We start from the raw sequence: 14,155 nt of genomic DNA, 5'->3' as shown, positions 1-14,155 counted from the left end.
CGGATCAACATTAATACACGGATTAATTATTTAGCGTGTGTCAATTCATGTCATGTCCGTTTGATTCGGACTTGTATGATGTTAAATTGTGTAGGGCCGGGTTCGCCTATATTTTTGATAATTATCGACAAATTATATAAACCGGCCCGGCCCATACTTAGAAACCGGGTTTTTTACATTGGGTACGGACTACAAGGCGTCTTTTCCTCAAAAAACCCGGTTTCTGGGTTCCCGTGCGTGGAATTAAAAACTAAACTGCGTCCGCAAATTGCCCACAAAAATTGTCGGGTTGTTATCGAAATTATTGGGATTGGCGATCGCATAAAATGCCGGCACGATCGAAATATGGTCGGTGAGAGGCAAATAATAAGTTGCCTCAATTTCGTACTGCGTGCCGCCGTTCCCTCCGCCAGAAATCAGAAATCTCCGACCGCCAGTAAAGTCAAAAGGTACTAAATATGACACCGTAAGCAAAGCTCCTTCTTTGAACAAATCGGGAAATGCAAGTCCTAACTGATAAGATTGATTTTTGATCGTGCCGTCGGGTCGGTTAGTCTTGGGAAATATATTGGTTTCGGCGTAGCCGTAGCGGCCGAAAAGACCAAAGCCGCGAGTGACTAACCAATCGAAATTGAAACTATAAGTATTCGCAGTCGCATTGCCCAGGCGGCCGCCGAAACCGTCATCTGCCACACCGTTCAACGGCTTGCTGTTAGGAGATCCAATTAAGCCGCCGATTTGCTGGATGTTGGAACGGCTGTACAGAAAGCGCAAATTAGTCCGATCGCTCGGACTGAATGTTAATTCTGCTGTAGCCGTATTCGTGCCGTCAAACAAGCCTTGAGACGGATTGGAAGCGGAATTAAACACGGAAGTCGGCAAAAATTCCGTACTCTCGCCCAAATAGCCAAAACGCAGTTTCAACGCGCGGCCGATATCCCACAAAACCAAAGCACCGGCACCGCGCCTGGTAGCGCTTAACAAAGGGCTGTTGTTAGAATTAAAGCTGCTCGCACCGTCTACGAAAAAGTTAAACCTATTGTTGTCAAAGTAGCGGTAGAAATTAATCCTCGGCCCGACTACTACTTGCAAGGTGTTGCTAAGCGGGAACCGATAGGAAAGTTCCCTCAGGACAACTTCATTGGGATTTACTCCCGCAGTTTGATCGAGAAAAGGAGTGCCGAATGTATTGAAAAAACCTGTTGAAGTAAACTGGTTGGCTGGCGAATTGCCGTTACCTACAGCTAGCTGTGTAATCAATTCGTCTTTCCCTGTAAAGGAAGTAGTGAGGGTCAACCAAACTAACTGGCTGAAAGTGATTTCTGGGTCGTCAACTCTCTGCACGATCGGTCTGTTGGTGACAGGATCGCGTCCGGCTACTCGATCGAGCGGAGCAGCATTTCCATTTATTGCTTCAACTCGGACTCGATCGCCCGCAAAAGCTCCAGTCACATTAAACCAAGCAAATCCATTGAGTTTAGTAGTAGTTGAAAATTGGTTGGCTTCCAATTCAGCCGTTCGAGCTTCTAAAGCATCTACTCTACCGCGCAATGTAGCTAATTCTGCTGCAAATTCTTCTTGCAATCTTTGCAAAGCAAGTAAATCTTCTCGCTTGACTAAATTACCAGTAGAACCGCCAAGTTGTTTGGTAATTTGATCCAAGCAAGCGTTTAATCCGGCGGCGAATTCGTAGCGAGTCATTGCCCGATTGCCTCGGAATGTGCCGTCTGGATATCCTGCAATACAGCCGTATCTTTCTACTAGGGATTGCAAGGCTTGAAAAGCCCAATCTGTAGGCCGCACGTCGGACAGTTGGGAAACAGAGGTGACTTGTGCTGCGTCTTCTTGTATGCTGAGGTCATCAGCGGTGCCAGTCTCGCTGCTGATATCGGCAACTTTTCTGGCTTCAGCAACGTTTTGAGACTGAGGAGAGTTGGCAATTTCTAACTCCTGGGGGGGCAATTCGCGAATTGCCCCCGTTATTTGTGGGGCTGTTGCTGCGAGATCCTCTGTTGCTTTATCTTGTTTGGGTAAAGAGCGATCGACTGTTACTGTATTACGTTGGGGTAAAGCTCGATTCACCCATGCTGCATCAGTTTCGGGTAAAGCGCGATCGACTGTGGCTGCATCTGTTTCGGGTAAAGTTCGATCCACCCATGCTGTATCAGTTTCGGGTAAAGCGCGATCGACTGTGGCTGCATCGGTTTCGGGTAAAGCTCGATCCACCCATGCTGTATCAGTTTCGGGTAAAGCGCGATCGATTGCTGAGTTAGTCTCTGCGGTTATCGCCGCTAACTGCGGTATCTCAATCTTACCTGCTGCCAGCGCTGCGTCTGGGTTAGCCGCAGAGACGACACTACCTTCTAGCGCAACTTCTGGAGTTGAGGTATCCTGAATTTGAGCTGTTGCTGCGATCGGCTCCAAAGGCACCGCCACACCAGAAATCAAGAAAGACAGCCAAAAAGCTTTAACGGAGGTTGAATTATTCACAAAAACACTCACACCACTTGTTGAAAATTAAATTTGGCCAATCTTAAACGATAAGCTTGCTTATAAATGTATTTTGTTTAACAAAATCTTATAAATAGTTAAAATTATGTTAGGAATCGATCGCTTCCTAATCACTAATCACTGATGACTACTGACTAATTCCCAAAATGAAATTTTTATTAGTTACAGATTTAGACCACACGCTAGTCGGAGATGACGAAGCAACTCAAGTTTTAAATCAGCGCTTGCACTCAAAGCGATCGCAAATTTGTTTGGTTTATTCTACCGGGCGTTCTCATGCTTCAACTTGCGAATTAATTGCCCAAAAGCAATTGCTAGAACCTGACTATTTGATTGCAGGTGTAGGCAGCGAAATTTACCAAAACGGCGCCCTCGACTTAGATTGGGCGGAATATCTTTCTCAAGACTGGGATAAAATGGCGATCGCCTCTTTAGCTAAGCAGTTTTCCCAGCTTAAATCCCAATCCCTAAAAGAACAAAATCCTTGGAAAATCAGTTATTGTCTGGAACCAACAGCCGAAAACAGCTCGACTCTCCAGGAATTGCAGCAAAAATTAACTCAATCGGGACTGGCAGCTCAAATCATTTTTAGCAGCAATCGCGATGTGGATATTTTACCGCAGACTAGCAACAAAGGCAATGCCCTTACTTATTTACAAAAGCGCCTGCAAATTCCATCGGAGGCAACATTAGTTTGCGGTGATTCTGGCAATGACATCAGTATGTTTGAACAGGATGTCCGGGGAGTAATAGTAGCCAATGCTTTGTCAGAACTCTTAGATTGGCATCGCGAATACGGCACTGAAAATCATTATTTAGCTGGTTCTGATTGCGCTTGGGGAATCATGGAAGGAATGGCATATTTTTGGAAATTTTGATTGCTTAAAATCCGGTTTGGTTTGTAGTGAGGACTAAAGCTATCATAAAAATTAAAGGACTGAAGTCCTCCCTACAAACGCACCCCAAGTCCCGCAAACCCTTAAAATCTGTTCAGCAATCTCAACCGCATATCGATCGAACCTGCGAGTTGCGATACCATCAGCCTGTGCTGCTTTATACTACCTAATCGAACTTAACTTTAGTTACCTAAAGCCAGTTGAAGTTTATTTCCTAGGCTTTTGGGTAGTCTGCTATCCCAAGATAAGCCGGCGATCCCCCGATCGCCAAAGGTTATATAGTTAAGTTTAGCGCCTCAACCTGAATTACTCTCTCTAAAAGAACTTATCTTTCTAGATGAAGAAGATGTAGGTTTAGTCAACTATTTGCCCATTTAGTTAAGCTCGCTCACACACCGCCAGATGGAACAAAATACTTTACCCATAGAGGTGATTCTCTCTCACCCCCGCCAATCCTTAGGCAGCATTCGGCTGGATTGGACGCCACAACCGGGGAACTATCTAGATTTAGAGGGACAAACCTACGCTGTTTTGGAACGCCACCACCGCTATCAGCTCAAATCCGGCCGCTACCGATTGCAAAAAATTGCCCTCTACGTGCAGTCTGCTACACCGCCGAGGGAAAGAACTTTTGTAAGCGGCATCTGGGTTATCGGAGATGCTAGCTGCCGCTTTAATGCTCGATCGGAAATTCTGCGCTGTGCTGTCAATCCCAATGGCCCGTGCGATCGCTGCTGCGATTACCAAAAGTCTTGAACCATCGAGCCAGTACACAATTCCAGCTTCCCAACCGAGAGTGCCTAGGATCTGGGCGTCTCCCTCATTTACGACAAACTATCAAAACCAACCAGCAACTCTCGAACCGAATTTAACTTCTTCAGGAAGGCGGTAATCTATCTTCTGATAGCTGTGCAACACGTCGCGAATGCCAGTATGAATCAAATTTTCTATGTGCAGCAACTGCTCTGAAGAACAGCGAACCTGGAGTGTTTGGTTTGACACAGACTCGCCGGAGTCGATCGCAGTATATCTATTAGGAATTCTGCTGAGCACGTAAGCAATTAAATCCTGTCGCAAGCCAGAAGCCGAAAAAGCTTGTTGGTAGGGATGCGTCGGATAAGACTCCAAGATAATTTCTACTTCTTCTGTGACTACTGCCAAGGTAATATTGACAAGATTTTTCTGCATTTTTACCGTCCCCAAACACTCGTTAACTAATATTTTTGATGCCGATATCGAGATCCTGTGATTTCTGCTGAATCTTAGCGGGCTAATACCGCACATTGTCCTTCGGGACTCACCAGCTCGATCTCGGAACTTACCTCTTCTATAACTCGCAAGACGTAGCAGGGAATCTTGTCCGATAAAATAGCACTTGCCACCGTACCCGTGTGAATTTCTAAGACGGCTTCTGATGCAGCTTCAAACATCAGTCGCTGTCCCGGAAACACGACTCTTTCAAAGTGCCAATTAGGAATATTCCCAATCCGCAGCACCTGAACTAGGTTGCTAGCATTTGCGTAATAGCACAGAATCTGGTTGTTACCTTTAGAAGGTAGCTGATATGACATTGGAAAAATCTCCACACTCTTTCAACAACTTACTGAGACTTGGCTTTGCCTGTTAGTGGCAATTGCGAGTTGGGCTCTCGACCAAACGACCGACTTATTTTTGGGGTGTTATTCGAGAGCGCAAATCACATCTTCAGTTATTAATTTTTTTTACCATTGAGTCTCCTGCCCACACTTAGAGGACTGGTGCAGAAACCGGGTTTTTTTCGGTTAAAAAACCCGGTTTTTGTAGTATGCAGGGCCTAACTCCTGACTTATTCAGGCTGGTTGTACTGTAGCACCAGTTAATAGAAAGTACCGTCACTGACCCGAACTCTCCTGCAACAGGTTGGTTCTTCGGCAGCGGAATGGTGCTGAGATTGCGATCGACTTTCATAATTTAGAGCTTGGAGTAAACTTTATCTAAAAAATATGAGGAAATTATGAAGACAATCATCTTTTTTGATAAATATACTTTTGCCGAAGCAGGGATTACAAGACTTAGGTAGAAACCGGGTTTTTTACCAAAAAAATTCGCTACATCTGTGATTTCGCGTTAAAAAATTCGGTTTCTGCCTGCTAATAGAAGAGTTACGCAGGCAGAAACCGGGTTTTTTACCAAAAAAATTCGCTACATCTGTGATTTCGCGTTAAAAAAACCCGTTCTTGAGGCAAGTCTGCGTAACTTCTGGAGGAGTTATTCTGCCTGTAAATACGCTGATAGCCCATCGGCTTTGCTGGTAACAAAAAAACCCGACTCCGTGAGATCGTCTCTGCAACTTCTAGGGAATGAGAGTTAAAAGCAATACCAATTTCTAAAAATAAGGCTACACATAGATTGTCGGCGAGCATCTGTAGGAACAAGGAAATGCTTTGTCTTTAGAGAGATATGCGACTTTTAAATTGATATAAAATTTAAAATTGTAGCAAGATATTTTTGAATTGGTATAACAAATGACGCGATCGCATTTTTCCCGAGTTTAAGACAACGGTTCCCAACCGAGAATTCCCGCAACTTGCTGTGCCAAACTCAAAGGATCGAAAGGCTTGGGAATCACCCCCGCTACCCCCAAATCAGCAAATTCGCTCAAATCCATCGCCTGCACCTTAGCAGTCAGGAAAATCACCGGAATCTCCCGAGTAGCCGCATTGTTTTGCAGCAAACCAAACAGAGCAACTCCGTCCATATCCGGCATCATCACATCTAGCAGAATAGCGTCAGGGAGTTGAGTTTCAGCTAAAAGCCTTCCTTCGCTGCTGCTGAGCGCGCTCACTACCGTCCAGCCGCCTAAATGTTCCAGACACGCCTGAATCACGCTGCAGAGATTTTTTTCATCATCGATTACCAAAATGCGCTTTGCTGACATAATAAAAACTCTAATTTTCAATTGATCGTGGTAAACCGAAAGAGGACTTCCGCACGGTGCCTCATCAACCCGGTTTCTTAGCAGATATAGCAGAAAGAAGAAGCAAGAGGGAAGAAGCAATCAGCAATAAAGTTAACTGTTTCAGAAATTAAGAACGTCCTAATAATCTTGGCGGTTGCTATATTTTGCCGCTCACCTACTTAAACCGAGAACATAAAAATCGATATATAGGCCTCGCAAACTCATTCTCCCCGCGTGCGTTGCGAGGAACGTTAGCTTTCCCCATCTCCGATCAAAGCAATCTCAAAACTAAAAACTTTTTCCCCCTTCGCCTTCTAACTGTGCAGGCACTGTGAAATAGAAACTGCTTCCTTCTGAGAGAACGCTTTCGGCCCAAATTCTGCCGCCGTGCTGCTGCACGATGCTGCGACAGATAGCCAAACCCAAACCGGTACCTCCTTTTTGGCGGGAGTCAGAAGCATCGACCTGTTGAAACCGTCCAAAGATAGTTTCTAGTTTATCAGCAGGAATCCCCCGCCCTCGATCTTTGACTTCAAATAAAACCCGATCGCCCAAATCTTCAACCCTGACAGTTACTGTACTCTCCGGAGCCGAGAATTTAATCGCATTGCTCAACAAATTTACCAGCAGTTGAACGATCCTGTCCGGGTCAGCCCAAATTTTTGCTGTTTCGGGCAAAATCGACAAATTAATGTTATTCTCAGCAGCCACAGACAGCACAGCTTCCGCAGACTTCCGCATCAAAACAGCGGCATCGCACCACTGCTTGACGAGGATAACCTGGCTCGCATCGAGCCGCTCTAAGTCTAGAATATCGTTGACCAAACGCACTAACCGTTCGGTATCGCTAGACGCAATTTCTAACATCTGTTTGGCAGTTTCCGGTTGATCTTTCAGTACGCCCGCTGCCAGCAAACCTAAAGAACCGCGAATTGAAGCAAGCGGCGTTCGCAGTTCGTGGCTGACAATCGAAATAAACTCATTTTTCATTTTTTCAATTGCCCGACTTTCTGTGATATCTGTGACTGTGCCGACGTGACCGATTAGTTGATCTCTGTCGGAAAAAATCGGAGCTGTTTTAAGCCGGCAAAACCGGATTGTTCCGTCTCGCTGGATGTGGCGGAATTCGCAGGAAAATTCCCCATCAAGCGATTGCGATTCCGGCCACTTAGACAGAATTAGTTTGATGTCTTCGCGGTGAATAAACCGCATCCAGCGGTTTCCTAAAGCTGCTGCAGGTGCGAAGCCGCCAATTGCTTGACAGCGGGGATTTGTATAGGTACATTTCCCATTAGTATCGATTTTGAAAATCCCGACGGGCGAACTTTCGCTCAAAGAGCGAAACAATGCTTCGCTTTCCCGGAGTTCTGCTTGAGAGCTTTCTAGTTCTCGGGTTCGCTGCAAAACTCGCATTTCTAACTGTTCGTTGAGCTGTTGGAGGGCGGCTTCAGCTTGTTTGCGCTCACTAATATCGCGGTGTACTGATACCCAATGGGTAAACCCACCTGTTTCATCTGCGATCGGCACAATGCTGATTTCTACCCAAAATTCCGTCCCGTCTTTGCGATAATTGATCAAGTCAACCCGGATCGGCTGCCAGGTTTCCAAAGCTGTCCGAACTCGATCGAGACTGGCGCGGTCTGTTTTTTCTCCTTGCAAAAAGCGCGGGGTTTTGCCCACAACTTCTTCTAACGTATAGCCAGTCATCCGCGTGAAAGCTGGGTTGACATAAAGAATTCGCGGGCCCGGTTCGTTAATCGGTTCAGCTTCCGTAATTAACACGGCGTCGTTAGTAGTGGTGACTGCTGATTCCAACAGGCGCAACTGTAATTCTCTAGCTTTGCGATCGGTAATTTCTGTAACTGTCCCCACCATCCGCACTGCATCGCCTGCTTCGTTGAAAAAAAACTTACCTTTCCCCTCAATCCAGTGAATGCTGCCGTCCGGCCAAACCACGCGGTTTTCGTTACAGAAATCCGATCGCTGGGCGATCGCCTGATTGATAGCATTCTGAATACTGTTTAAATCTTCTGGGTGAACGCAAGCTGCAAAACTTTCATAAGTTCCGCCAAAAGTTCCCGGGGCCAACCCATACAACTCTTCGTGTTCCCTCGACCAAACAATGCTATTTTTCTGCACGTCCCAGTCCCAAAATCCGATTTTGGTAGCCGACAAAGCTAAGCTGAGCTGCTGATTGGTTTTCCGCAACTCCATGCTAGCAATAGCAACTCGAAGTTCTCGGACTATTTCAATTTCGCACTGCTGCCAAGGCAAAGATTTTAACCTCACAGTTTCTTGCCACAACTCAAAGGAATTGCGAGGAGACATCTGCCTGCTGCCATCCGGCTTTAATTCAATTGACCACTCTGGTTCACCTGCCCAGTTGACAGTTTGAATTACTTCGGGACGGAACCACAAAATGTAATAATTTTGCATTTCGGACATGGCAAGTATCAGCAAACCGCTAGCCACTTCTTTAAACTTCTCGGAGGGCGGATACAGCTTTGAGAGAGAATCTGTATGAAAAATATCATTATTTTTTTTACTTTTTATCCAAGCAATTAAGTTTTCGATTTCTACCAATTCCGGGGTTTTGCCGATGCTTGTTAAATTTTCATTGGCACACACAACTGCACCGGTAGCGCCCACTAAGGTCAGCAATTCATCTGGGAATGTAAGCAAACCTTCTACAAAGCTGTTTTTTTGAGAAATTTCTTTAATAAATTTATGGCAATTTTGTTTTAAATAAATACCATATTCCCAGTTTTCGCTATCTTGTTTGTAGCTGAGTTCGAGATTCACAAACTTTGCTAGCATTTCGCAAGCCGTTCTTGTTTCGTAGTTGACATACTTTCGTGTTGGGTGGTGACAGGCTATCAATCCCCAGACTTTTTTATTTTTGATTAATGTCAGGGTCATGCTAGCGGCAACGTTCATATTTTTGAGATATTGAACGTGGCAAGGGGAAACTGCTCTCAACAAAGAGCCGGCCAGATCCACAGGGCGACCAGTCAGCGGATTGCAGTGAGGAATTAGTTCTACAGGCTGACTGTTAATATCGGGAATAAACCGAATTAAATTCATGTTGAACAGTTTTCTTGCCTGGGGGGGAATATCGGTAGCTGGATAGTGCAGTCCCAATAAAGGAGCCAAACTTTCTACTTTGTCTTCGGCGACAACTTCCCCCGCACCGGTGGCATCAAATTGATAGACGATCGCTCGATCGAAACCGATCATCCTCCGCACTTCTTCAACTGCTGTCTGACACAGCACTTGCAGGCTTGGTGTTTTGTGAACTTTGTCGATCGGATCTTGGACTAAATGATAACCATTCAAACAATCGCTAGCTTGTGGGGAAACAATCGGCTCTAGCTCAAAAATTAATGCTGAACTAGATTGATGCAGCGTGCCCTCAAAAAAAGACTGGCGGTTTTTACTTTTGAATGATAATTTGATACCGTTAGATTGATAACAGTTTTCAGATAAAGCTTTTTCTATAGCCTCAATTTCCTCAGTCCCGACAAATTCATGTAAAAATTTGCCCAAAAGTTCTTCGGCGTAAATGCCGAGAGCCTCAAAAGTATTGTTGCTAACTTGCAAAATTTTCAACACAGGAGATTCCAGCACCAAAAGGATGCCATGAGGTTGAATCGAAGCCTGGGCGTAAATTAGTTCGCAGTCGCTATCCTTGAGAGTGCCTGTGTTTGAGGGCAATGTCCTTGCTTTCATATGATTAATACTTCTCTAAATTAGTCTATGTTCTGGAGGATCGGGCTAACATCAATCAACGCCACCGTGTCCGAATCGCACAACCACACAATCCCAATTCTTGGCTAAGGCTTCCTGATTCGTTTCGGACACGCACTGCATATTTCCTCCTAGTTATACCAGTTCAAAAAAAGAATACAACTGCACGCAGGTGCTCGAAACCAGAAGTTTCATGAGTCATTCCCAATCCTTCAGTTCTTTAATTCTTTAATTTTTTAATCTAAAAAGGTATTAGTGTTGTGCCTGAGCCAGTCTGTTCCTGAGTTGAGTCCGCTCCAAACGATTCAGGAGGCGAGCAATCAATTCCGGTTTCACGATCGGCTTGTTCACGTAGTCGTCAGCACCTGCGACAAACATTTGGCGCACTGTTTCCGACTCGGAATGAGCCGTCAAAAATAGCACGGGGAGCCTGCTCCAGCGCAAATCGTTGCGCACTGCCAAACACAGCTCGATACCGCTGTAACCGGGCATCTCAACATCTAAAATTAGCAAATCCGGACAAGTGGTTTCGAGTACCTCCCAGAACTTTTCGGGATCGTCCAATGTTGTTACTTGAAATCCCCAAGGTTGTAGAATCACTTGCAGTGCAGCCAATAGATGCACGTCATCGTCTACCACCATAACTTTAGCTTCAGCAGGACCAGTCTGGTCGAGAACTTGGGCGACTGCTTTGAGTATATCTGCTGGGGGGATAGATTTGTGTAAAAAGCCGGAAGCTCCCAAACGAGCAACTTCTATTCGATCGCTCAATTGATTGTGCTCGCTAAAAACTATCACGGGAATTTCTGGTTTTTCACTGCGGAGTTCGGCTAGGAAAGAAAGTCCGTTTTCCTCAGTTCTGGAAAATGTCAAATCCAGCAAAACCGCGTCAGGAGGCTGTTGAGAAATCGCACTTCTTGCCGCTTGCAGAGAGCTGGCGACTTCTATCTGGAAGCCGAAAGCGGGTGCTACTATTTTCAGTTGCTCGCTCCCAAAAGTATCATCATCAACAATCAGCATTCGGCGCTTCTGGGAAACTGCAGGAACCAAATCGCCTTCTGGTTCGGGCGACGGGCGATCGAATATCTGTTTGAGCTTATCCAGAAATCCCTCAATCTGCTGAGCCGTCTCCGGTTTTAAGATGTTTTCAGCCTTGAACAAATGTTCTATCTTGCGCGCAACTTCCGAACCTTTGGGCAGCCCTAAAGTCCCCAAAGAACCGACTAATTTGTGAGCTTGAGCCTGGGCTTCCTGGCGCAGTTCGCCCTCCAAGCTTCCGCTTTTCAGTTGAGCGATCGCGCGATCGAATATCGCCACCTTTTCTATAAAATTGGCTTTTAAATTTTCCCGCATTTGGGCAACCACATTCTGGACTTTGAGGCGGCGGTCGTCATTGTTTAATTCCTGGCTCGACCCGCTGGATTCAGCAGATAAAGTCTCTTGACTTTTAGCAGTTTCTGCCGTTTCCCGCGCAACTTTTTGGCTCTCAATATCTTCTTGTAGACTTTTGAGGCGATAGCCCAGTCCGTACACGGTTTCCACTAAATCTACAGTCATCCCGGCTGCTTTCAGCTTCTGCCGCAGCCCCTTGATGTGAGCGGTAACGGCTTCTTCCTGAGGAAATTCGCCGGCCGACCAAATGCGATCGAGGATGGCGCTGCGGCTGAAAATGCGGCGGGGATTTCTCAGGAAAAGTTCCAGCAAATTGTACTCTTTCGGAGTCAAGTGCAGCACTTTTTCGGCATAAGTTACTTCTGTAGTGTCCGGGTTGACTTGCAGTTTTTCCCAGGTCAAATTTGTACTCGACAAAGTTGCCTTACCCCGGCGCAGCAAAGCGCGAATTCGAGCGATTAATTCTTCGAGATTAAAGGGTTTGACCACATAATCGTCTGCACCCGCCTCTAAACCTTGGACTCGATCGTTGCTGCTATCTAGTGCTGTTAGCAGTAAAATCGGCATTTGGCAGCCGGACGATCGCAATTTCCGACACAAACTAATGCCGTCGAGTTTAGGAATCAGCACATCCAAAACAATCAGGTCGTAATCGTATGCCTGCACCAACTGCAAGGCTGTTTCACCGTCTGCTGCCGCATTCACATTGTAATTGTGAGAGTTCAGCGCTTGGGTCAGCAAACTGACTGTAACTGTGTCATCTTCTACCAGTAGAATTTTCATAAGCGTAACCTGTTGTTTAATCTATTTTAGTGACTGACTTCTTATCGAATTATGGGGAGACTTAAATAACCTTTTTCCGAGTTTATTTGAAATTTTCCCACCTTCAGCCTAACAAATAGTATTCTTGAATACAGTAAAACGGTAAATTATTCTTGGGACTTTTTTTACCTCTCCCAATGTTTCATCGGATTTTCCGGGGGACTTTATGGCTTTTTTGACTTCAGCGCCTGCTGAATTTTTTGAATCAAATATTGCGATGAATCTTGATGCTTAACTAAGTTTTCCAACTCAGAAACCGCGACTTCGGCGTTTTTTATCTCTTTAACTAAAGAATCAGCGGTAACACTTTGTCTGACTCCCAAAGGTTGTTTGATAGCGGTCTGTGAATTGAAATCTTTTTCCGCGATTAATTCCTCCAACTCTAACAGCGCCATTTCTGCGCGATCGATCTTGATGGTCACAGATTTAGCCACATTAGCACCCGCTCTTGCTGCCTGCGTGAGTTCATGAACGCGAAGTTTAAACCGGCTGGCAATTTGCTCCATTTGAGTCCCTAATTCAAAAGTTTTACTCGCCAGTCTGCCAATTTCCAGACTCACTTGGCTCAGACCGCTGGGCTGATTTCCCATTTGATTGGTAACTACAGCCACCTGTACTGCTAAATGCCTGACTTGTTCGATCGCCTCCCGGATGGTTCGGGAAGTGCGGTTAACCGTTTCTAAATCATTAGCTATTGCTTTGCCAACGCCCAAAATTTTCTCTGTATTGTTGCAAATAGAATTAGCACCTTGAAAAGTAGCTTGAAATGCTTGGCGACCTTCCGAGGAAATCAGTTTCGCAATTCTCACAAATCGCTGATTCATTTGAGCAATTTCTTCAGCTTGTTTTACCAGTGCCAATTCCTGGGAACTGGGAGCATTATTCGATTTTTCTGTTTGACGCTGTTGGGATTTTAAAAGCTCATTACATTCGTGGAATCTCGCCTGTTCTTGTTGAATTACCGCCAGATATTTGTGCCTTTCTACTCGGTATTTTTGAATAACTTTGTTAGCTTGCGCTAAAAGTTTCGACTGGGCAATCACCAGAGTATGAACGTCCAAAATGCGGTAATTCCGGTTTGCCATTACTACCACAATGGGTTCATAAATCAAGTCTTTGTGCCTGTTGAAAGACGCTTGCACCGCATCCTCAACTTTCCAGTTTTCCGAAAGCAGCAAAGGCGGAATTCTAATAAAATCTAACAAGCAGCGAATCGGTTGCTGCCCGTAAACTCCTAAGCGATCGGGAAGACTCATTTGCTCTCGAAACTTGACGCGAGAAATCATGCCCAATACCTGTGATTCGTGGGTAATAATGACTCCCGGCAAGTCTGGTTCTTGCTCGAATCTTTCAGCCACTACCTGTCCTGGAGTTGCAGCACTCACTTGAAAGTCGTGACAAGGCAGATGTCCGATAGTGAAATCGGGGGTGAGTTGAGTTGGATTGCTCATTTACCCGGATCGTGTTAAGTAGAAGTTAACAAATTATATATTGATATTATACTGGAATAAGATTTTTTAAAGTAGTCAAGAACCCACCACTCACCGGCATACCGATTTAGTGGGGGCTTGAAAGAGTCCTAGTTGACCAGTCTAAATCTTAACTGACAGGAGTTGTGGGCAAGTGTTGAAGTTCACACGCCCGGAATCTGTAGCTAGTTAAGATATCTGCAACGAAAGCATTAAACAGCCATTTGGGAGGCAGTGTGTTTGGCAAAGTACCGACCTACAACAAAGGCCCGTGCTAACTTGAGCCCAGCAATGGGAGTGGAATTCCTTAGTTTCCATACAAAACCCGGTTCAAAAACACGACCAGAACCGATCGATTATTCAGCCGTATCTGTGCCCCC

Annotated in this window: 10 protein-coding genes; 2 read left to right on the top strand and 8 right to left on the bottom strand. The window is 45.3% G+C overall.

Features of this window, described 5'->3' with window-relative positions; genetic code table 11:
- Positions 1-243: 243 nt before the first annotated feature.
- Positions 244-2,490 (bottom strand): iron uptake porin, encoded by a 2,247-nt coding sequence (locus QUA20_RS00700; RefSeq protein ID WP_333184383.1) that lies wholly within the window; start codon positions 2,488-2,490, stop codon positions 244-246.
- A gap of 167 nt (positions 2,491-2,657) precedes the next feature.
- Here QUA20_RS00700 and QUA20_RS00695 point away from each other — a divergent pair, with 167 nt between their 5' ends.
- Together QUA20_RS00695 and QUA20_RS00690 are read left to right on the top strand one after the other, a co-directional pair.
- A complete protein-coding gene (locus tag QUA20_RS00695) occupies positions 2,658-3,389 on the top strand; it encodes a sucrose-phosphate phosphatase (protein WP_333184381.1) in 732 nt (243 codons plus the stop codon).
- Between the two features lie 420 nt (positions 3,390-3,809).
- Entirely contained in the window at positions 3,810-4,163 is a 354-nt protein-coding gene (locus QUA20_RS00690) for a DUF6464 family protein (RefSeq protein WP_333184378.1), read from the top strand.
- Positions 4,164-4,244: 81 nt separating this feature from the next.
- Here QUA20_RS00690 and QUA20_RS00685 read toward each other — a convergent pair whose 3' ends face one another.
- The 7 genes from QUA20_RS00685 to QUA20_RS00655 form a co-directional block, all read right to left on the bottom strand.
- Positions 4,245-4,595 carry a late competence development ComFB family protein gene (locus QUA20_RS00685; protein WP_333184375.1) on the bottom strand — a complete coding sequence of 117 codons (351 nt, stop codon included), beginning with the start codon at positions 4,593-4,595 and terminating at the stop codon, positions 4,245-4,247.
- 74 nt (positions 4,596-4,669) lie between these two features.
- Positions 4,670-4,978 (bottom strand): DUF1830 domain-containing protein, encoded by a 309-nt coding sequence (locus QUA20_RS00680; RefSeq protein WP_333184372.1) that lies wholly within the window; start codon positions 4,976-4,978, stop codon positions 4,670-4,672.
- A 175-nt stretch (positions 4,979-5,153) separates the two neighbouring features.
- Positions 5,154-5,354: a hypothetical protein gene (locus tag QUA20_RS00675; protein ID WP_333184369.1), complete on the bottom strand. Its 201-nt coding sequence runs from the start codon at positions 5,352-5,354 to the stop codon at positions 5,154-5,156.
- A 583-nt stretch (positions 5,355-5,937) separates the two neighbouring features.
- On the bottom strand, positions 5,938-6,324 hold the full coding sequence (locus QUA20_RS00670; RefSeq protein WP_333184367.1) for a response regulator: 387 nt from the start codon (positions 6,322-6,324) through the stop codon (positions 5,938-5,940).
- Positions 6,325-6,633: 309 nt separating this feature from the next.
- Entirely contained in the window at positions 6,634-10,074 is a 3,441-nt protein-coding gene (locus QUA20_RS00665; RefSeq protein ID WP_333184365.1) for a PAS domain S-box protein, read from the bottom strand.
- Positions 10,075-10,344: 270 nt separating this feature from the next.
- Complete coding sequence (locus QUA20_RS00660) at positions 10,345-12,267, bottom strand: response regulator (protein ID WP_333184363.1); 1,923 nt, start codon at positions 12,265-12,267, stop codon at positions 10,345-10,347.
- A gap of 203 nt (positions 12,268-12,470) precedes the next feature.
- Positions 12,471-13,757, bottom strand: a complete 1,287-nt coding sequence (locus QUA20_RS00655) for a chemotaxis protein (protein WP_333184361.1) — start codon at positions 13,755-13,757, stop codon at positions 12,471-12,473.
- Positions 13,758-14,155 lie beyond the last annotated feature (398 nt).

Origin of the sequence: Microcoleus sp. Pol7_A1 (assembly GCF_036701085.1) — a bacterium.
In the GTDB taxonomy this organism is placed as follows: Bacteria; Cyanobacteriota; Cyanobacteriia; order Cyanobacteriales; family Microcoleaceae; genus Microcoleus; species Microcoleus asticus.
The sequence above is the reverse complement of the archived record's forward strand: the minus strand, read 5'-3'. Positions and strand labels throughout refer to the sequence as shown.